Source organism: Mycobacterium sp. MOTT36Y (genome assembly GCF_000262165.1).
In the GTDB taxonomy this organism is placed as follows: domain Bacteria; phylum Actinomycetota; class Actinomycetes; order Mycobacteriales; family Mycobacteriaceae; genus Mycobacterium; species Mycobacterium intracellulare.
Genome location: NC_017904.1, coordinates 2,532,929 through 2,551,534, shown reverse-complemented (window position 1 = coordinate 2,551,534; position 18,606 = coordinate 2,532,929). Strand labels below are relative to the sequence as shown.

Annotated in this window: 21 protein-coding genes; 3 read left to right on the top strand and 18 right to left on the bottom strand. The window is 68.7% G+C overall.

The window, feature by feature from the left end; translation table 11 throughout:
* Positions 1–37: 37 nt before the first annotated feature.
* A complete protein-coding gene (sigC, locus tag W7S_RS27535; RefSeq protein WP_225337380.1) occupies positions 38–592 on the top strand; it encodes an RNA polymerase sigma factor SigC in 555 nt (184 codons plus the stop codon).
* Here sigC and W7S_RS11690 read toward each other — a convergent pair.
* From W7S_RS11690 to W7S_RS11675, 4 genes are read right to left on the bottom strand one after another with little or no spacing between them, the layout of a single operon-like run.
* Positions 581–1,309 carry a cobalt-precorrin-6A reductase gene (locus tag W7S_RS11690; RefSeq protein WP_008256348.1) on the bottom strand — a complete coding sequence of 243 codons (729 nt, stop codon included), beginning with the start codon at positions 1,307–1,309 and terminating at the stop codon, positions 581–583. The two genes, sigC and W7S_RS11690, sit on opposite strands and share 12 nt — an antisense overlap.
* Positions 1,309–2,064, bottom strand: a complete 756-nt coding sequence (cobM, locus tag W7S_RS11685) for a precorrin-4 C(11)-methyltransferase (RefSeq protein WP_008256346.1) — start codon at positions 2,062–2,064, stop codon at positions 1,309–1,311. The genes W7S_RS11690 and cobM overlap by 1 nt, the downstream gene beginning before the upstream one ends.
* Positions 2,061–3,227 (bottom strand): bifunctional cobalt-precorrin-7 (C(5))-methyltransferase/cobalt-precorrin-6B (C(15))-methyltransferase, encoded by a 1,167-nt coding sequence (locus W7S_RS11680; RefSeq protein WP_008256345.1) that lies wholly within the window; start codon positions 3,225–3,227, stop codon positions 2,061–2,063. The genes cobM and W7S_RS11680 overlap by 4 nt, the downstream gene beginning before the upstream one ends.
* 31 nt (positions 3,228–3,258) lie before the next feature.
* Positions 3,259–4,008: an SDR family NAD(P)-dependent oxidoreductase gene (locus W7S_RS11675; RefSeq protein ID WP_008256344.1), complete on the bottom strand. Its 750-nt coding sequence runs from the start codon at positions 4,006–4,008 to the stop codon at positions 3,259–3,261.
* Positions 4,009–4,043: 35 nt separating this feature from the next.
* Here W7S_RS11675 and W7S_RS11670 point away from each other — a divergent pair, with 35 nt between their 5' ends.
* On the top strand, positions 4,044–4,454 hold the full coding sequence (locus tag W7S_RS11670; protein WP_008256343.1) for a F420-dependent biliverdin reductase: 411 nt from the start codon (positions 4,044–4,046) through the stop codon (positions 4,452–4,454).
* A 63-nt stretch (positions 4,455–4,517) separates the two neighbouring features.
* Here W7S_RS11670 and W7S_RS26205 read toward each other — a convergent pair whose 3' ends face one another.
* The 4 genes from W7S_RS26205 to W7S_RS11655 all read right to left on the bottom strand — a co-directional run bounded on the left by W7S_RS26205 (position 4,518) and on the right by W7S_RS11655 (position 7,006).
* Entirely contained in the window at positions 4,518–4,781 is a 264-nt protein-coding gene (locus tag W7S_RS26205; protein WP_080687334.1) for a hypothetical protein, read from the bottom strand.
* An 88-nt stretch (positions 4,782–4,869) separates the two neighbouring features.
* Positions 4,870–5,163 (bottom strand): hypothetical protein, encoded by a 294-nt coding sequence (locus tag W7S_RS11665; protein WP_014711543.1) that lies wholly within the window; start codon positions 5,161–5,163, stop codon positions 4,870–4,872.
* 240 nt (positions 5,164–5,403) lie between these two features.
* Entirely contained in the window at positions 5,404–5,772 is a 369-nt protein-coding gene (locus W7S_RS11660; RefSeq protein WP_225337376.1) for a hypothetical protein, read from the bottom strand.
* A gap of 106 nt (positions 5,773–5,878) precedes the next feature.
* On the bottom strand, positions 5,879–7,006 hold the full coding sequence (locus tag W7S_RS11655; protein ID WP_008256333.1) for a Xaa-Pro peptidase family protein: 1,128 nt from the start codon (positions 7,004–7,006) through the stop codon (positions 5,879–5,881).
* A 142-nt stretch (positions 7,007–7,148) separates the two neighbouring features.
* On the opposite strand from W7S_RS11655, the gene W7S_RS11650 reads away from it, so the two are divergent.
* Positions 7,149–8,105 carry a 5'-3' exonuclease gene (locus W7S_RS11650; RefSeq protein WP_008256332.1) on the top strand — a complete coding sequence of 319 codons (957 nt, stop codon included), beginning with the start codon at positions 7,149–7,151 and terminating at the stop codon, positions 8,103–8,105.
* 7 nt (positions 8,106–8,112) lie between these two features.
* Here W7S_RS11650 and W7S_RS11645 read toward each other — a convergent pair whose 3' ends face one another.
* The 10 genes from W7S_RS11645 to W7S_RS11600 form a co-directional block, all read right to left on the bottom strand.
* Positions 8,113–8,874, bottom strand: a complete 762-nt coding sequence (locus W7S_RS11645; RefSeq protein WP_008256331.1) for a DUF4333 domain-containing protein — start codon at positions 8,872–8,874, stop codon at positions 8,113–8,115.
* Between the two features lie 65 nt (positions 8,875–8,939).
* The gene (locus W7S_RS11640) at positions 8,940–11,720 is read right to left on the bottom strand and encodes an RNA helicase (protein WP_008256325.1); all 2,781 of its coding nucleotides are present in this window, start codon (positions 11,718–11,720) and stop codon (positions 8,940–8,942) included.
* Positions 11,721–11,739: 19 nt separating this feature from the next.
* Positions 11,740–12,696: a twin-arginine translocase subunit TatC gene (tatC, locus tag W7S_RS11635; RefSeq protein WP_008256322.1), complete on the bottom strand. Its 957-nt coding sequence runs from the start codon at positions 12,694–12,696 to the stop codon at positions 11,740–11,742.
* A 55-nt stretch (positions 12,697–12,751) separates the two neighbouring features.
* Positions 12,752–13,030 carry a Sec-independent protein translocase subunit TatA gene (gene tatA / locus W7S_RS11630; RefSeq protein WP_008256319.1) on the bottom strand — a complete coding sequence of 93 codons (279 nt, stop codon included), beginning with the start codon at positions 13,028–13,030 and terminating at the stop codon, positions 12,752–12,754.
* A 94-nt stretch (positions 13,031–13,124) separates the two neighbouring features.
* The gene (locus tag W7S_RS11625; protein WP_008256317.1) at positions 13,125–14,096 is read right to left on the bottom strand and encodes a YafY family protein; all 972 of its coding nucleotides are present in this window, start codon (positions 14,094–14,096) and stop codon (positions 13,125–13,127) included.
* The gene (locus tag W7S_RS11620) at positions 14,093–15,100 is read right to left on the bottom strand and encodes a YafY family protein (protein ID WP_008256316.1); all 1,008 of its coding nucleotides are present in this window, start codon (positions 15,098–15,100) and stop codon (positions 14,093–14,095) included. Before W7S_RS11620 ends, W7S_RS11625 begins: the two co-directional genes overlap by 4 nt.
* A gap of 75 nt (positions 15,101–15,175) precedes the next feature.
* Positions 15,176–16,534: a Pup--protein ligase gene (pafA, locus tag W7S_RS11615; protein ID WP_008256314.1), complete on the bottom strand. Its 1,359-nt coding sequence runs from the start codon at positions 16,532–16,534 to the stop codon at positions 15,176–15,178.
* Positions 16,535–16,748: 214 nt separating this feature from the next.
* The gene (gene prcA, locus W7S_RS11610) at positions 16,749–17,516 is read right to left on the bottom strand and encodes a proteasome subunit alpha (RefSeq protein WP_008256312.1); all 768 of its coding nucleotides are present in this window, start codon (positions 17,514–17,516) and stop codon (positions 16,749–16,751) included.
* Positions 17,513–18,388, bottom strand: a complete 876-nt coding sequence (gene prcB / locus W7S_RS11605; RefSeq protein WP_008256310.1) for a proteasome subunit beta — start codon at positions 18,386–18,388, stop codon at positions 17,513–17,515. Before prcB ends, prcA begins: the two co-directional genes overlap by 4 nt.
* Positions 18,385–18,576: a ubiquitin-like protein Pup gene (locus tag W7S_RS11600; RefSeq protein ID WP_008256309.1), complete on the bottom strand. Its 192-nt coding sequence runs from the start codon at positions 18,574–18,576 to the stop codon at positions 18,385–18,387. Before W7S_RS11600 ends, prcB begins: the two co-directional genes overlap by 4 nt.
* Positions 18,577–18,606 lie beyond the last annotated feature (30 nt).

Here is an 18,606-nt window from a genome sequence, read left to right as displayed (position 1 = left end):
TAGGATCGGAAAACCCGCGCAACTAAGGTGGTTGAGCATGATCGCGCCGAGCGACGACGAGGCGGTAACCGAGCTTGCTTTGTCCGCCGCGCGCGGGAACGCGCGAGCGCTTGAGGCGTTCATCAAAGCCACCCAGCAAGACGTGTGGCGGTTCGTCGCCTACCTCTCCGATGCCGGCAATGCCGACGATCTGACCCAAGAGACTTTCCTGCGCGCCATCGGCGCCATCGAGCGGTTCTCCGGACGCTCGAGCGCCCGGACTTGGCTGCTGTCCATCGCGCGCCGGGTCGTGGCCGATCACATCCGCCAGCTGCAGTCGCGGCCGCGTGCCGCGCTGGGCGCCGATCCCGAACACGTGGTGCGCGGCGACCGCAACGCCCGCGGGTTCGAAGACCTCGTTGAGGTTACGACGATGATCGCCGGCCTCAATCCCGAACAGCGGGAAGCGCTTTTGCTCACCCAGTTGCTCGGGCTGCCTTACGCCGACGCCGCCGCGGTGTGCGGTTGCCCGGTGGGCACCATCCGCTCCCGGGTCGCGCGCGCCCGCGATGCGTTGCTGGCCGACGGCGAGCGCAGCGACCTAACCGGCTAGCGCGCCAACCCATTCCGCGGCGTCGGCCACGGTGCCGACGGTGGTGACGCCTTCGGGTAGCGGCGGGCGCGCCACCATCACCACCGGCACCTCGAGCGCGGCGGCGGCATCCAGTTTGGCCCGCGTCATCTGCCCCCCGCTGTTCTTGGTGACGAGCGCGTCGATGCGGTGCTCGCGCAACAGCGCGACTTCCTCGTCGTAGCGGTACGGGCCACGCGAGAGCACCAGCCGGTGATGACGCGGCAGCGAGGCGCTGTCGGGTTCGGTGACCGCCCGGATCAAAAACCACGCGTCGCTGCCGGCGAAGGCGTGGACGCCGGAGCGACCGGTGGTGAGGAATATGCGCGAATAGCCCTGCCGGGCAACCGTTTGCGCCGCATGCGTGTCCGACCCGACGACAAGTGCCTCGCCGGGATCCCAGGCCGGGCGCGCCAGGATCAGATGAGGTATCCGCAATTGGCCGCATGCGGTGGCGGCGTGCGCCGTCATGGTGGCCGCGAACGGGTGGGTGGCGTCGACGACGGCGTCGATGCCTTCGTCGCGCAGCCAGCGCCGCAGGCCGTCCACGCCGCCGAAGCCGCCGATGCGCACGGGGCCGACGGGCAGCGCCGGGTCCGGCACCCGGCCCGCCAGGGAGCTGATGACGTCGACGCGGGGGTGCAGGGTTTTCGCCAGCGCGCGCGCCTCGCCGGTGCCGCCGAGCAGCAAGACGCGCATCAATGCCTGCTCCCCCGGGCCCGCCCGGTCGAATACAGATAGCTGTCGGTGAATTCCCCCGCGGTCAGCGCGTCGCCGACGACGATGACCGCGGTCTTGGTGATGTCGGCCTCGTGCATCTGGGCGGCGATGTCGGCAAGCGTGCCGCGCAGCACCGTCTCCTGCGGCCAGCTCGCGAAAGCCACGACGGCGACGGGTGTTTCGCGGCGGTAGCCGCCGTCGAGCAGTTGCGGAACGATGGCGTCGATCTGGGCGGCCGCCAGATGCAGGACCAGGGTGGCGCCGGATCGGGCGAGCGTCGCCAGGTCTTCGCCGGGCGGCATCGCGGTCGACAGGGTCGCCACCCGGGTCAGCGTCACCGTCTGCGCGACGCCGGGGACGGTGAGCTCGCGCTTCAGGGCGGCCGCAGCGGCGGCGAAAGCCGGTACGCCCGGCACGATTTCGTAGTCGATGCCCAGCGCGTCGAGTCGGCGGCACTGTTCGGCCAGCGCGCTGTACAGCGACGGGTCGCCGGAGTGCAGCCGCGCCACGTCGTGTCCTGCGGCATGCGCGTCACGTAGTTCGGCGATGATCTGTTCCAGCGTGAGCGGGCCCGTGTCAACGATTTTCGCGTCCTTAGAGCAGAGCGCCAGCAGGTCGTCGGGCATGATTGACCCGGCGTACAGGCACACGGGGCAGGTTCGGAGGAGCCGTTGACCGCGGACGGTGATCAGGTCGGCGGCGCCCGGCCCGGCGCCGATGAAATATACCGTCATTTGGTCATCACCCACTGGGTGACCGGGTAGTGCGGCTGCCAGCCCGTGAAGGCGCCCAGGGCCTTGCCGTGATAGTGCTGGAAGCGTCGCAGCTCACCGCCGAGGCGCGTATATGCCTGTGTGACAGCGGCTTCCGATTCGGTGGTGACCATGTTAGCGACAAGCCGCCCGCCGGCGGGCAGGTGGTCGAGACAGGCGTCGAGCAGGCCGGGCTGGGTCAGGCCGCCGCCGATGAAGATCGCCGACGGCGGCGCGGCGCCGTCAAAGGCCTCGGGGGCGTCGCCGCGCACCTCGATGCCGACGCCGAAAGCCGCGGCATTGCGCTCAAGGTTGTGACGGCGTTGTTCGTCGCGTTCGAAGGCTATTGCGCCGCAACCCGGTCCGCTCAGGCACCACTCGACGCCGATGCTGCCCGAGGCCGCGCCGACGTCCCATAACCGCTCCCCCGGCCGCGGCGCCAGGGCGGCCAGCGTCACCGCGCGGATCCCGAGTTTGGTGATCTGGCCGTCGTGGGTGAATGCGTCGTCGGGTATTGGGGAGACGCGTTCGTCGGGCAGGTAGCGCACGGCGATCACGTTGAGGTCGTCGACGTGGCCGGGCGCGCCGCCGGCCCAGTCGCGGGCGGTGCCGTCGCGGCGGTGTTCGTCTGGGCCGCCGAGCCTTTCGAGCACGGTGAGCTGCGAATCACCGCGGCCGTGCGCGTTGAGCAGGGTGGCCAGCTCGGTGGGTGTGGATCTGCCTTGCGACAACACGATCGCCTGCCCGCCGCGGCGCACCGCGGTGTGCGGTTGCGCGGTGACAAGGCTGATCACCTCGGTGTCGTGGACGTTCCAGCCCATCCGCGCGCACGCCAGTGTCACCGAGGACACGTGCGGCAGCACCCGTACCTTCTCGGGGCCGTGTAGGCGGATGAGCGTGCCGCCGATGCCGTGCAGCAGCGGGTCGCCGCTGGCCACCACGTGGATGTCGTCGTCCATGGGCAGCGCTTTCAGGGCGGGCAGCATCGGCGAGGGCCACTCCCGGCGGCGCGCGGGCACCGTGTCGTCGAGCACGTTAAGTTGGCGCTGGGAGCCGTAAATAACTGTGGCCCTTCGTAATTCGGCTCGCGATGCTTCGGCGAGACCGGCCATGCCGTCGGCGCCGATACCGACGACGACGATCACGAGCGCGGCCCCTCATCGCCGCGGGCGCGCATCATCGCGGCATCCTGCGCCAGAGGAACGCGGGCACCAATCGCATCACGGCGGCCGCGGGTCCCAGCGCCCATGGGATCCACACGGTGCGCCGGCCTTTCGCCAGCGCCCGCGCGGTCGCGGCGGCCACCTTCGTGGGCGTGCTGGGCAGGGGCGCGGGCGTCATGCCTTCCGTCATACGCCCGATGACGAATCCCGGGCGGGCGATCAGCACCCGCACCCCGGTGCCGTGCAGCGCGTCGGCCAGACCGTTGGCGAAGCCGTCCAGGCCGGCTTTGGCCGAGCCGTAGACGTAGTTGGCGCGCCGCACCCGGGCACCGGCGATCGAGGAGAACACCACCAGTCGGCCTTTGCCGGCGTTGCGCATGGCGGCGGCGAGGTGGGTGAGCATGCTGACCTGGGCGACGTAATCGGTGTGCACGACGGCGACCGCGTGCGCGGCGTCGGTCTCGGCGCGAGCCTGGTCGCCCAGGATTCCGAAGGCCAGCACCGCGGTGCCGATGGGCCCGTGGTCGGCGACGACCGAGGCGACCAGGGCGGCGTGCGAGGCCAGGTCGTCGGCGTCGAATTCCCTGGTGTCGACCGCGGCGGCGCCGGCCGCTTTGAGCGCGCTGACCTGGTCAGCGAGCTGATCGGCGCGGCGCGCGGCCAGCACCACCGTCGCCCCGGGGGCCAGGCGTCGCGCCAACTCGACCCCGATTTCGCTGCGTCCGCCCAGGATTAGTACTGGACCCGCGCCCGTGTCGTCCACGGCTGCGATTATTACCTGCGCTAGCGTGAGCGGTGATGGCGAATACCACGACCCGACTAACCGACGAGGCCCTCGCGTTTCTGTCGGAACGCCATCTGGCCATGCTCACCACGTTGCGAGCCGACAATTCGCCGCACGTGGTGGCAGTCGGCTTCACCTTCGACCCCAGGACGCACATCGCGCGGGTCATCACCACCGGCGGGTCCCAGAAGGCGGTCAACGCCGATCGCGGCGGGCTGGCCGTGCTGAGCCAGGTCGACGGCGCGCGCTGGCTGTCGCTGGAGGGCCGGTCCAAGGTGAACAGCGACGCCGACGCGGTGCGCGACGCCGAGTTGCGCTACGCCCAGCGCTACCGCACGCCGCGCCCCAACCCGCGGCGCGTGGTCATCGAGGTTCAGGTGGAGCGGGTGCTCGGGTCGTCGGATCTTTTGGACCGGGGCGCGTAAGAGCGCCGAGACGGATCGCCTCGGATCTCGCCGCGACCGACCGACGGCGACTGTGTTCGGCCTTCACACCGGAGTTCCGCGATTATTGCCTGGTTGTTGTAGCAGTAGGTCGTCATGCTCATGCCTGCGGCAAGCTTCTACGAATTGAATTGCCGCTCCGCTGTCGCGTAGAAACTCGTGGTATTGACTCGGCGTGAGCTCGTAATATTCTTCGTAGTCAACGATTCCGTTGCTCACAGGTATGGAAGCGTAGTATCGACCCGACATCGTCTCGACGCCGATCGAATACCTATCGTCTCGCGAAAAGTAGGTGTCGTCATATTTCATTACATTTTTTCTAGGTCAGCCGGGCCGGACTACGCCTAGGCCGCCGGTGCGATAACTTGGTCTAGCAGTTTGCCGATCGCAGCATCCGTTAACGAAGATTCCATCCAACGCATCGGCCAATCTCATGCAACGCTTCCTGGGATAACTCTGGATGCTTTTGATGGAATCGTCGGAGGATATCGTTCACGCCCTCCGCTAACGTCATATTGCCCCACTCGATCGGCATGCCAACTGCCTCACGCACCAGTGCGGAAATACGCGAAACCAGCAATTCGGCTTGCGATGGCCCGTACACCTCCAGCACCTTCTGTTTGTCGATATGAGGAACGGTGGTGTCGCTGATGGCCACGACAATTGCGGCGCTAATGTCGGCCGGATCCATCCTCGGCTCCTTCATCGCTCGAAAACCGTTGTTTCAGCACCTGTTTCGGGATCGATGATCACGATCTTGGTGACACGTGGATTGTCCATGAGTCGTGGAAGCTCGACCGTTTTCCACCCCTTTGGCCGCCGCGGCGAAGCCACGCCAACGAGATGTGGCCGCACGCAAACCCGCTACATCGCCGTCGGGCCACAACTCGAGAACAAACGACTGCACGACCGCCCACAGCATCGGTGGCGGCTAGCCGGGCCCCATCGTTCCCGGGGCTTTGGGCGCGGCGAGCTCGGCCGGCGGAGATGGCGACTGCAATACGCCGCCACCGCCGCCCAGCGTCGAAGCCGCGTCGACGTTCGAATAGTTCGCCGCGCCCTGCTGGATGATGGCCCCGCATTTCCGGCACGCGTTGACGGCCGCCGCCGCCGCTTTCAGCAGCGATTCCGCCGTGTCTTGATACCCCAAGCCGAACACCTCGCCGGCGCGGTCCACCCCGGTGTGGGCCGACAAACCAGCGGTCAGGATGGCCAGACTCGCGGCAAGGCCATCACCAGCGGCAACCACCGCGCTGCCCGCGGCGTACATCGCCTCCGGATCAACGGCCAAGGGAGCCACACGGGAAATTTTCGCTCAGGCCCGTCCGGCGACGCTACTCACCCAATGATCGCTGCCGCCAAGCTAGCCGCGCCCCCGAGCCGCCACAACTCAGGCATCCACAGCGTCAGCCGACCGGAACGACGATCAGTTCGTGCGGCCGGTTGTTGACGGTCAGGGCGCCGTCCTCGGTCACGACGACGATGTCCTCGATGCGCGCGCCCCAGCGGCCTGGGAAATAGATGCCCGGCTCGATGGAAAACGCCATGCCCGCGGTCAACGGGAGGTCGTTTCCGGCGACGATGTAGGGCTCTTCGTGCACCGACAAGCCGATGCCGTGCCCGGTGCGGTGCACGAAATAGTCGGCGAGTCCTTCGGCGGCCAGCACATCGCGGGCGGCCGCGTCGACCTGCTCGGCCGTCACGCCCGGGCGTACCGCCTCATAAGCGGCGCGCTGGGCGCGCTGCAGCACCGAATACTGTTCAACCACTTCTGGATTCGGCTCACCGATGCTGTAGGTGCGCGTCGAATCGGAGTTGTACCCGGGTTCATAGGCGCCGCCGATGTCGACAACGACGATGTCACCGGCCTGCAGTTCGCGATCCGAATACCCGTGATGCGGGTCGGCGCCGTGCGGCCCGGATCCGACGATGATGAACGCCACCTCCGAATGCCCTTCGGCCACAATGGCGTCCGCGATGTCGGCGGCGACGTCGGCCTCGGTGCGGCCGGGCACCAAAAACTCCGGCACCCGGGCGTGCACCCGATCGATGGCCGCGCCGGCTTTGCGCAGCGCGTCGACTTCGCACTCCTCCTTGACCATTCGCAGCGTGCGCAACACGTCGGTGGCCAGCACCGGCAGCGCGCCGAGCACACCGGCCAGCGGGAGCAGATGCAGCGCCGGCATGGAATCGGTCACGGCGGTCGCGGCGGGAGCACCGCCCAGCCCGGCGCCCACCAGATCGTAGGGATTGTCGCCGTCGACCCAATCGACCACCGCCAGGCCGAGTTCGGCGATGGCCGACCCCTTCAGCGAGGCCAGCTCCAGTCGCGGCACCACCACCGTCGGGTCACCGGACGCGGGCAACACCAGCGCGGTGAGCCGCTCCAAGGTCTGGGCGCGCGACCCGACCAGGTAGCGCAGGTCATACCCCGGCGTGATCACCAGCCCGGCCAGACCCGCATCGGCGGCCGCGGCAGCGGCCGCGGCCAATCGACGGGCATACACGGCTGCGTCGAAGCGGTGTGACTCCATGGCAGTCAGGCTAACCCGCCCGCCGAACGTCGACTTGTTGCGCCGATTTCGCCCGTGGGCCGACAACAACTCGACGTTCGACGGGGTGGAGTCGCCCGGCCGACAACAAGTCGACGTTCGACGGCGTGAGACCATATGCGGCATGCCAGGACCACTAGTGCTGCTCGATGGCGCCAGCATGTGGTTCCGTTCGTATTTCGGGGTCCCGTCCTCGATCACCGCCCCAGACGGCCGGCCCGTCAACGCGGTTCGCGGATTCATCGATTCCGTCGCCTTCGTGATTACCCAACAGCGACCAAGCCGGCTGGTGGTCTGCCTGGACCTGGATTGGCGGCCGCAGTTCAGGGTCGACCTCGTGCCGTCCTACAAGGCCCACCGCGTGGCCGAGCCCGAGCCGCCGGGCGAACCGGACATCGAGGAGGTCCCCGACGACCTGACGCCCCAGATAGACATGATCGCCGAATTGCTTGACGCCTTCGGGATTCCGACGGCGGGCGCGGAGGGTTTCGAGGCCGACGACGTGCTCGGCACGTTGGCGGCGCGGGAACGCGACGACCCGGTCGTGGTGGTCAGCGGTGACCGCGACCTGATGCAGGTGGTGTCGGACGATCCGGTCCCGGTGCGGGTGCTCTACCTCGGCCGCGGGCTGAGCAAAGCCACGTTGTTCGGGCCCGCCGAGGTGGCCGAGCACTACGGCGTGCCGGTCGAGCGGGCCGGGCCCGCCTACGCCGAACTCGCGTTGCTGCGCGGCGACCCGTCCGACGGCCTACCGGGCGTCCCGGGCGTCGGCGAGAAGACCGCGGCCTCATTGCTGGCCCAGCACGGCTCGCTGGAACAGATCCTGGCCGCCGCCCACGATCCGAAGTCGAAGATGCCCAAGGGCCTGCGGGCGAAACTGCTGGGCGCGCTGGACTACATCGAGGCGGCCGGCGACGTGGTGCGGGTGGCCACCGACGCGCACGTCACGTTTTCGACGGCCAGCGACGAACTACCGCTGGTCGCGGCCGATCCGCAACGAACCGCCAAGCTGGCGACCGAACTGGGCGTCGGATCGTCGGTCGCGCGCCTGCAGAAAGCGCTCGACGCGCTGCCGACCTGAGGGTCCGCTACTGAGGGCGGCCGACCTCGTAGGTGCCCTTGTTGTCCTGGAACGTCACCGTCACGTGCTTCGGCGCGCCGTCGATGCTGACGTCGCAGTCGAACGTGGCGCCCTTCTTGACGGTCGGGTTTTGGCCGTGGTTGCACTTGACGTCCTTGACGTTCTTGGCGCCGTAGCCGTTCGTTTCGTCGCTGAGGACCTGCTGAACCCCGGCCTGCGCCTTGCTGACGTCGAGCTTGGTGGTGACGAAGAAGCCCGGCTGCCAGAATCCCAGCACCAGCACGACGACGACGAGCAGCAACGCGATGCCGCCGCCCACGCCGGCGATCAGCCCAACCGGTCGCTTCTTGCCAGGCTGCTCATAGGGCGGGTACTGCTGCGGGTACTGGCCCGGCTGGCCGTATTGACCGTACTGCCCGTATTGACCCGGCGGTGGGTATTGGCCCGGCTGCCCGTACTGGCCGGGCTGCGGGTACTGGCCCGGCTGCCCGTACTGACCCGGCTGGGCGTATTGACCCGGCTGACCGTACTGCCCGGGCTGGGCATAGCCCGGCTGCTGGGGGTACTGCTGCGGATAGGCCTGTTCAGCCGGCTGCTGGTACTGCGGGTATTCGGCCGGCGGCGTGTAGGCGGGCGCCTGCCACGAGGCCTCCTGGGTCTGCTGGTCGTGCCAGGACGGCGCCACCTGGGTCGGGTCCGACGAGTGGTCGCTGCCTTGACCTTGGCCGGGCGGTTGCCACTGCTGGTCCGATCCCTGCGGTCCGCTCATCTTTCTCCTCAGCCCCTTGTGTCTCGGCATGAACTATCGGCGTTTAACGGTAGCTCCGGCCTAGCCTACCCGGCGTCAACTGCAACGACGCCGCGCCGAATGTCGTTGATGGCCCGCTTCGCGGTGGCCCGAACCTCGGCGTCCGGGGCGGCGTTGCGCACCTGGTCCAGCAGGTCAAGCGCCTGCCGGCACCAGCGCACGAAATCGCCCGCCAGCAGGGGCGAGCCGCTGCCCGCCGGGTCGGCCGCCGCCAGCGCCGCGGCCAGATCACCGGTCCGGGCCCAACGGTAGATGACGTTGACGAAGCCGTCGTCGGGTTCGCGGCTCGGGGCGATCCGGTGCGTCTGCTCGTCGGCGCGCAACGCCATCGACAGCCGCGACGTCTGCTGCAACGCCTGGCGTAGTGGCTGCGTGGGGGCGTCGGCGGCAAATGCCGCGCCCGGCCCGTCCCCGCCCCGGCTCTCGTACAGCACCGACGAGACCACCGCCGCCAGCTCGGCGGGCTTCAAACCGGACCACGCGCCGGTGCGCAGGCATTCGGCGACCAGCAGATCGCTTTCGCTGTAGATGCGCGCCAGCAGCCGCCCGTCGTCGGTGACCCGGGGATCGCCGTCGCCGCCTTCGATGAAGCCACGCTCGGTGAGCAGCCCGACGATCCGATCGAAGGTCCGGGCCAGCGAATTGGTCGCTGCCGCAACCTTTTTCTCCAATTGCGCGTTGTCGCGTTCGATCCGCAGGTAGCGCTCGGCCTGGCGGACCTGTTCTTCCCGGCCGGGCGTGTTGTGCGACGGGTGCCGCCGCAGCTGTTCGCGCAGCTTCGCCAGCTCGGGGTCATGAAATTCGCCGTCGGCGTCCCCGCGGCCGCGGCGCTTCGCCGGAATGGCCAGCCCGGCGGCGACCGACCGCAGCGCCGACGCCAGATCGCGGCGGACGCGCGGCTGCCGGTGCTCGACCCGCTTCGGCAGGGGCATCGACCCGACCGGCGCCGACATGCCCGAATAGTCGGCCGAGGAAATCCTTCCCGCCCAACGATTTTCGGTGAGCACCAGCGGCCGCGGGTCGGAGCTGTCGCGGGCGGATTCCAGCACCACGGCCAGCCCACCGCGCCGGCCGTGGGCGATGTTGATGATGTCGCCCCGGCGCAGCGCGGCCAGCGCGTCGGTGGCCGCCTGCCGGCGTTGCAATCGCGAGGCACGCGACTGGGCGCGCTCCATCTCGGAGATGCGCGCGCGCATCCGGGCGTACTCGAGGATCGGCGCCTTGGGGCCGCCCAGCTCGCCGGCGATCTCGCCCAGCATCGCGTCGCCCCGCTCGATGCCGCGCACCAGCCCGACGACGGAACGGTCGGCCTGATACTGCGCAAATGACTGCTCCAGCAAGCGATGTGCTTGCTCGGGGCCCATCTGCTGCACGAGGTTGATCGTCATGTTGTACGACGGGGCGAACGAACTGCGCAGCGGGAAGGTGCGGGTGGAGGCCAGCCCGGCGACCGCGGAGGGTTCGGTGGTTTCTTCGGTGGGATTCCAGAGCACCACCGCGTGGCCCTCGACATCGATGCCGCGCCGCCCGGCGCGCCCGGTCAACTGGGTGTACTCCCCCGGCGTCAGCGCCACGTGCTGCTCGCCGTTGAACTTGACCAGCCGCTCGAGCACCACGGTGCGGGCGGGCATGTTGATCCCCAGCGCCAATGTCTCGGTGGCGAACACGGCCCGCACCAGCCCGGCGGTGAACAGCTCTTCGACCGTGTGCCGGAAGGCGGGCAACATGCCGGCGTGGTGGGCGGCCAAACCGCGCAGCAGCCCCTCGCGCCACTCGTAGTAGCCGAGCACGGCCAGGTCGGCGTCGGCGAGATCGCCGCAGCGGTGCTCGATCACCTCCGCGATCTGCGCCCGCTCTTCCTGAGTGGTCAGCTGCAGGGGCGAACGCAGGCATTGCTGGACGGCGGCGTCACAGCCGGCCCGCGAGAACACGAACGTGATCGCCGGCAGCAGCCCTTCGGCATCCAGGCTCGCGATCACGTCCGGACGCGCCGGCGTGCGGTAGAGCCGGGGCCGGCCCGACCGCGCTGGCGGACGCCCGCGTCCGGCACTTCGCCGCGGCTGCCAATCCGACATCCGATCCGCCTCGCGGCGATGGGTGATGTGCCGCAACAGATCCGGGTTGACGCGCGGCTCGCGCGGGGCGCCCGGCTGCTCGGGGGTGTCCGAATGCCGGTAATCGAAGAGGTCGAAAAGGCGCTTGCCCACCAACACGTGTTGCCAGAGCGGCACCGGCCGGTGTTCGTCGACGACGACCGTCGTATCGCCGCGCACGGTCTGGATCCAGCCGCCGAACTCCTCGGCGTTGCTCACCGTCGCCGACAGGCTGACCACGCGGACTTCGTCCGGCAGGTGCAGGATCACCTCTTCCCACACCGGGCCCCGCATCCGGTCGGCCAGGAAGTGCACTTCGTCCATTACCACGTAGGAAAGGCCCTGCAGCGCAGGCGAATCCGCGTAGAGCATGTTGCGCAGCACCTCGGTCGTCATGACCACGACGGGCGCATCGGCGTTTACCGACATGTCCCCGGTGAGCAGGCCGATGCGGTCGCGGCCGTAGCGCGCCGTCAGGTCGGTGTGCTTCTGGTTGCTCAGCGCTTTGAGCGGCGTGGTGTAGAAGCACTTGCCGCCGGCCGCCAGCGCCAGGTGTACCGCGAATTCCCCGACGACGGTCTTGCCGGCGCCGGTCGGCGCGCAGACCAGCACGCCGTGGCCGCGTTCGAGCGCCACACACGCCCGATGCTGAAAGCCGTCGAGCGCGAAGGGCAGATCCATGGCGAATCGGGTGAGTTCGACCAGCTCCGCCACCTCATGGGGCGCCGACGGTTCAGGTGACATCGTCGTGTTGCCCGGCGGTGACCGACGGCTCCGGTATCGCGGTGGGCCGATCGATGACCGATGCTTCGTCGTCGGGGATCTCCGTCTGGGCTTCGCGTTTGGCCTTGCGCTTGTCGTGGAGGCGGGCGATCTGGATGGCGAACTCGAGGAGGACGGACAGCGCCAAGCCGAGTGCGGTCATCGAAAACGGATCGGAGCCTGGTGTGAATACCGCCGCGAACACGAACATCGCGAAGATCAGGCCGCGCCGCCACGACTTGAGCCGCTGGTAGGTCAGCAGGCCGACCGTGTTGAGCATGACGATCAGCAGCGGGAATTCGAAGCTGACGCCGAACACCACCAGCAGATTGATCAGGAACCCGAAATAGCGGTCACCGGACAGGGCGGTCACCTGCACGTCGCTGCCGACCGTCAGCAAAAAGCCCAGGGCCTTGGACAGCACGAAGTAGGCCAGCGCCGCACCCGCGCCGAACAGCACCACGGCCGGGACCACGAACGCGATCGCGAAGCGGCGCTCCTTCTGATAGAGGCCGGGGGTGATGAACGCCCACAGCTGGTAGAACCAGACCGGGCAGGCCAGTACCACCCCGGCGGTCAGTCCCACCTTGAGCCGCAGCATGAACTGGTCGAACGGCGCGGTGGCCAGCAGCCGGCATTGCCCGTTGGCGCTGATGTCCGCGCGCGCCGACTGCGGCAGCGAACAGTAGGGATGACGCAGCCACTCGCCGAGGCTTTCCAGCCCGAAGATCGGATGCGAGTACCAGACGAACCCGAAAATCGTGGTCAGCACGATGGCCGCCAGGGAAATCAGCAGCCGCCTGCGCAGTTCGGTGAGGTGGTCGACCAGCGACATGGTCGCGTCCGGGTTGGTGCGACTGCGTCTGTTGCGTGGGTTGAGGCGCTTCAGCAGGCCAGAAGTGCGCGCTGAAACCTTGAGTGATTTCACGATGCTCGTCTAGGGCTCGGTCAGGGGCGCTCGGGCACCGCGACGATGACGGCGGCTACGCCGGGCGTGCTTCGCTGTGCCCTTGCTCGCTGGGCGCCGGAGGGTCGACCCGCTGCGACTGCACGGGCGTCGGGTTCGCCGCGGGGGCGTCGCTTTGGGTCCCCAAAGCCGAGGTCTCCGGCTTGTTCTCGCTCTGCATTTCCCGGATCTCGGACTTGAAGATCCGCATCGACTTGCCCAACGAACGCGCCGCGTCGGGGAGCTTCTTGGCACCAAACAGCAAGATCACCACGACCGCGAGGATCGCCCAGTGCCACGGACTCAGACTGCCCACTTTGATTACCTCCAGACGTTGACCCGATGCTACCGCAGCAGCGCCGCGTGGCGGTGGGCCCGCGCCGCGCCGAGGGGCCACGTTGCCTGGACTTTTATGAGCTCAGGGCGTCATACGACGCCACCGCGGCCGCCGCGGCGTCCCGCACCCGCTGTGCCAGCGACTCCGGTGCCAGCACCCGCACGGCCGGCCCCAGGCCCAGCACCAGCCGCGTCATCCAGTCCTCGGAGGCGTAGGTCATCACCGCCTCGCAGGATCCGTCGGGCAACTCGCGCACGTCGCGCATCGGGTAGTACTCGAACATCCAGGACGCCGTGGGCGCGACCCGTAGTTTGGCGAACGGCAGTGAGGGATCGCCGTCGAACAGTGAGGTGTCGGGGGGCGCGTGCAGCGCCGGCTCGGGCGGCGCTGCGGGCTCATCGAGTTCGCTGGCCTCCACGATGCGGTCGAAGCGGAACAGCCGGACCCCTTCTGCCTCCCGCGACCAGGCCTCCAGGTAGCTGTGGCCGCCGATCAGCAGCACCCGGATGGGATCGACGACCCGGCTGGTGAGGGTGTCGTGCGAGGCGGAGTAGTAGTCGATGGCCAGCGCGTGTCGCGACTGCACGGCGGCGCGCACCGCGGCGGCGGCCCGGCTTTCCGCCGGCGCGGGCTCGTCGACGGCCGTCGCAGCGGGTGCGGTGTCGTGGCCGAGGGCCCCGGCGGCGTCCTCGATCTTGGCGATCGCACTGCGCGCGGCTTCGGGGTCGACGACGCCGGGGATGTCGGCCAGCGCCCGCAGCGCCACCAGCAGGCCGGTGGCCTCCGGTGAGGTGAGCTTGAGCGGTCGGTCGATGCCGGCGGAGAACGTCACCTCGATGGTGTCCCCGGAGAACTGGAAATCGATGAGGTCGCCCGGGAAGTAGCCGGGAAGGCCGCACATCCAGAGCTGGTTGAGGTCCTCTTCGAGTTGCTTGGCCGAAACCCCGAGGTCGGCGGCGGCCTTGGCCCGGGTGACCCGCGGGTTGGCCTGGAAGTACGGGACCATGTTCAGCAGCCGGACCAGGCGGGTGGAGATGGCGGTCATGCGGACACGCCCGCATGCGCCCGCAACCGGGCCAGCACGTCGTCGCGCAGCGATTGGGGCTCGAGCACCAGGGCGTCGGCGCCGTAGCCGGCGATGTCACGGGCGAGCTGGTCGGTGGATCGGATGTCGAGCTCGATCACCTCGCCGTCGCGCTCACCCAGTCGCCGTTCGCCGACGTGCCTGCCGGCCCGGCGCAGCGCGGTGGCCCGCCCGGCGGCCACCCACACCTGGGCCAGCCCGCCGGCCGGTGTCGCTGCAACGTCGGTGACCGTCTGGGCCACGATCCGGCGCAGGTCTATGCCTTCCGGCACGGTGACCGCGCCCGCCGGGCCGATCGGCGTGACATCGGGGCCGATCCGGGAGAGCCGGAAGGTCCGGGTGGCGTCGCGGTCGCGGTCGTGGCCCACCAGATACCAGCGGCCCTTCTCGGTGACGACACCCCAGGGCTCGACGGTGCGGGTGGCGTAGGGCTCGGCCCGCGACGGCCGGTGCGGAAACTGGACCGCCCGTCGGGAATCGATGGCCGACAACAGGATTCCGAGAACATCCTCCGAGCCACGCAGGCCCGGCACTCCGACCGGCGACGCGATGGCGACCGGCGCCCCGTCATCCAGGGGGTCGACGTCGACGCCGGCGGCGCGCAGTTTGAGCAGCGCCCCCTGGGTGGCGGTGATGAGTTCGGGTGACTCCCACAGCTGGGTCGCGACGGCCACCGCGGCCGCCTCGTCCGGGGTCAGGTCGACCGGCGCGAGCGAATAGGCGTCGCGGTTGATCCGGTAGCCCTCGCATGCGTCCCACGCCGACACCCTGCCGACCTCGAGCGGGATGCCGAGGTCGCGCAGCTCGTTCTTGTCGCGCTCGAACATGCGGGAGAACGCCTCGGCGCTCGCGCTCTCCGAGTAACCCGCCACGCTCGACCTGATCTTTTCCGCCGTGATGTACCCGCGGGTGGACAGCAGGGCGATGACCAGGTTCACCAACCGTTCGACTTTTGACGTCGCCATTGGCACCAGATTATTCGATGGTCGCCGCCCGGCGCTTCCACCCGCGCACCGCGTCGCGCAACCGCGTCGGCGCGGCTACATGCTGGCGATCAGCCGCTTGACCCGCTCGTCGACCGCACGGAAGGGGTCCTTGCACAGCACGGTCCGCTGCGCCTGGTCGTTGAGCTTGAGGTGCACCCAGTCGACGGTGAAGTCACGGCCGGCGGCCTGGGCGGCGCTGATGAACTCGCCACGCAGCCGCGCCCGGGTGGTCTGCGGCGGATTGTCGACCGCCTCGGCGATGTCCTCGTCGGTGGTGACGCGGGCCGCAAGTCCCTTGCGCTGCAGCAGATCAAAGACGCCGCGCCCGCGCTTGATGTCGTGGTAGGCCAGGTCGAGCTGGGCGATCTTCGGGTCGGACAGCTCCATGCTGTAGCGGTCCTGGTAGCGCTGGAACAGCTTGCGCTTGATCACCCAGTCGATCTCGGTGTCCACCTTGGCGAAGTCCTGGCTCTCGACGGCGTCGAGCTGGCGACCCCACAGGTCGACGATCTGCTCGATCTGGGCGTTGGGTTCGCGGGTCTGCAGGTGCTCGACCGCGCGGCTGTAGTACTCGCGCTGGATGTCCAGGGCGCTGGCCTGACGCCCGCCCGCCAGCCGCACCGGCCGCCGGCCGGTGATGTCGTGGCTGACCTCGCGGATGGCGCGGATGGGGTTGTCCAGCGAGAAATCCCGGAACGGCACGCCCGCTTCGATCATCTCCAGCACCAGCGCGGCGGTGCCCACCTTGAGCATGGTGGTGGTTTCGCACATGTTGGAGTCGCCGACGATCACGTGCAGGCGCCGGTACTTCTCGGCGTCGGCGTGCGGCTCGTCGCGGGTGTTGATGATCGGCCGGCTGCGGGTGGTGGCCGACGAGACGCCCTCCCAAATGTGCTCGGCGCGTTGGGAAAGGCAGAACGTCGCCGCCTTCGGGGTCTGCAGCACCTTGCCGGCCCCGCAGATCAGCTGGCGCGTGACCAGGAACGGCAGCAGGACGTCGGAGATCCGGGAGAATTCGCCGGCCCGCACGATCAGGTAGTTCTCGTGGCACCCGTAGGAGTTGCCCGCCGAATCGGTGTTGTTCTTGAACAGGTAGATGTCGCCGCCGATGCCCTCGTCGGCGAGGCGCTGCTCGGCGTCGACGAGCAGGTCTTCGAGCACCCATTCCCCGGCGCGGTCGTGGGTGACCAGCTGCACCAGGCTGTCGCACTCGGCGGTGGCGTACTCGGGGTGGCTGCCCACGTCGAGGTAGAGGCGGGCGCCGTTACGCAGGAAGACGTTGGAGCTGCGCCCCCACGACACGACCCGCCGGAACAGGTAGCGGGCCACCTCGTCCGGGCTGAGCCGGCGATGGCCGTGGAATGTGCAGGTGACCCCGAACTCGGTCTCGATGCCCATGATTCGTCGCTGCACGTAATCGAGCGTACTGGTTGTCCGAGCATGACGGTGAGCAAGCCGCGCGTATCGATCGACGAAGTTTTGCGCGGTCCGGTTTTATGGCCGCGCCGCTCCACCTGGCGATGACGCGGCCGGGGCGCAACCCCGGGGAGATGCGAGCCTCATCGGCACCTTGAGCACCGGCAGCCACACCAGCACCACCGCGTCGGACGCTATGCCCGACGGTGGTCTAGTCGGGCGAGCCGCCGTTCGACTCCGACTCGTCGCCGTCGGAGGATCCGTTCGAATCCAGTTCGCGCAGCAAATTCTCCAGGGTGGCGCGGTTGATCCGCCGGAACGCCCGCCGCGGGCGGTTGACGTCCAAGATGGCGACCTCCAGGCTGGCCACGTCCAGGGTGGACTGGTCGCCGTTGGAGGATTCGCTGCCGGCCCGCAACGCTTTCACGGCGATGCGCGTGGCCTCGCGCAGGTTGGCGTTTTCGGCGTACGAGTCCTTGAGCGCGGTGGTGATCGGCTCGGTGGTGCCACCCATCACCACGAAATGCGGCTCGTCGGCGATCGACCCGTCATAGGTAATGCGGTACAACTCAGGCGGTTTCGACTCCCCATAGTGCGCCACCTCGGCGACGCACAATTCCACCTCGTAGGGCTTGGCCTGTTCGGTGAAGATGGTGCCCAGCGTCTGCGCGTAGACGTTGGCCAGCTGGCGGCCGGTGACGTCGCGACGGTCGTAGGCGTAGCCGCGGGTGTCGGCGAATTGGATTCCGCCGCGGCGCAAATTGTCGAATTCGTTGAACTTTCCGGCGGCGGCGAAGCCCACCCGATCGTAGAGCTCGCTGATCTTCTGCAGCGACCGCGACGGGTTCTCCGCGACGAAAAGCACCCCGCCGGCATAGACCAGGGCGACCACGCTCTTGCCCCGGGCGATGCCCTTGCGCGCGAGCTCGCTGCGCTCACGCATCGCCTGTTCGGGCGAGATGAAATACGGGAAGCTCACTTCTCACCACCATCGGGGCCGAAAGTGTCAGCGCGCGAACGACTTTGGATCACCTCACGAGCCAGCTCGGCGATGCGGCCCTCCGGCACTTCCAGCGCCCCCTCGGCGCCGATGGTGACCGCCGTGGGATAGATGCCGCGGACCAGATCCGGCCCGCCGGTCGCGGAGTCGTCGTCGGCCGCATCGTAGAGCGCCTCGATCGCGACCCGCACCGCGGAGTCGGCGTCGGTGACCTGCGAGTACAACTTCTTCATCGACGACTTGGCGAAAATCGAGCCCGAGCCCACCGACTGGTAGCCCTCCTCCTCCAGGTTCCAGCCGCCGGCGGCGTCGAACGACACGATGCGGCCGGCGCCTTCCGGATCGGGCGCGTCGATGTCGTAACCCACCAGCAGCGGCAACGCGACCAGCCCCTGCATGGCGGCGGCCAGGTTGCCGCGCACCATGATCGCCAGCCGGTTCACCTTGCCGGCGAACGTCAGCGGCACGCCTTCGAGTTTCTCGTAGTGCTCGAGTTCCACGGCGTAAAGGCGGGCGAACTCCACGGCGATGGCGGCGGTTCCGGCGATGCCGGTCGCGGTGTAGTCGTCGGTGATGTACACCTTCTTGACGTCACGACCGGCGATCATGTTGCCCTGCGTCGAGCGCCGGTCGCCGGCGAGCACCACACCGCCGGGGTACTTCAGCGCGACGATGGTAGTCCCGTGGGGCAGCTGCGCCCCGGCGCTTTCCGACTGGACGGCCCCGAAGGAGGCCGGCAGCAACTCCGGCGCCTGACGGCGCAGGAAGTCGGCGAACGAGGAAAGGTCTACAGCGGGGTTTCCCGGAAGTGCGGAGTTGATGGGTAGGCGATCAGAGAACTGCCAGGTCACTGGCCGCCCTTTTGGACGTACGCCCGCACGAAGTCCTCGGCGTTCTCCTCGAGAACGTCATCAATCTCGTCGAGCAAATCGTCAGTCTCCTCGGCCAGCTTCTCCCGGCGCTCTTGGCCCGCGGCCGTGCTGCCGGCGAAGTCGTCCTCGTCGCCGCCACCGCCACGCTTGGTCTGCTCCTGAGCCATCGCCGCCTCCTGCGTTGTCTGGGCTTGTTG

Coding starts and splice junctions, on each gene's coding strand:
- sigC (WP_225337380.1), top strand. CDS start 38: ATGATCGCGCCGAGCGACGACGAGGCGGTAACCGAGCTTGCTTTGTCC.
- W7S_RS11655 (WP_008256333.1), bottom strand. CDS start 7,006: ATGGAGTCACACCGCTTCGACGCAGCCGTGTATGCCCGTCGATTGGCC.
- W7S_RS26205 (WP_080687334.1), bottom strand. CDS start 4,781: ATGAAATATGACGACACCTACTTTTCGCGAGACGATAGGTATTCGATC.
- cobM (WP_008256346.1), bottom strand. CDS start 2,064: ATGACGGTATATTTCATCGGCGCCGGGCCGGGCGCCGCCGACCTGATC.
- W7S_RS11650 (WP_008256332.1), top strand. CDS start 7,149: ATGCCAGGACCACTAGTGCTGCTCGATGGCGCCAGCATGTGGTTCCGT.
- W7S_RS11625 (WP_008256317.1), bottom strand. CDS start 14,096: ATGACCGCCATCTCCACCCGCCTGGTCCGGCTGCTGAACATGGTCCCG.
- W7S_RS11665 (WP_014711543.1), bottom strand. CDS start 5,163: ATGGATCCGGCCGACATTAGCGCCGCAATTGTCGTGGCCATCAGCGAC.
- W7S_RS11690 (WP_008256348.1), bottom strand. CDS start 1,309: ATGCGCGTCTTGCTGCTCGGCGGCACCGGCGAGGCGCGCGCGCTGGCG.
- W7S_RS11670 (WP_008256343.1), top strand. CDS start 4,044: ATGGCGAATACCACGACCCGACTAACCGACGAGGCCCTCGCGTTTCTG.
- W7S_RS11620 (WP_008256316.1), bottom strand. CDS start 15,100: ATGGCGACGTCAAAAGTCGAACGGTTGGTGAACCTGGTCATCGCCCTG.
- W7S_RS11600 (WP_008256309.1), bottom strand. CDS start 18,576: ATGGCTCAGGAGCAGACCAAGCGTGGCGGTGGCGGCGACGAGGACGAC.
- W7S_RS11645 (WP_008256331.1), bottom strand. CDS start 8,874: ATGAGCGGACCGCAGGGATCGGACCAGCAGTGGCAACCGCCCGGCCAA.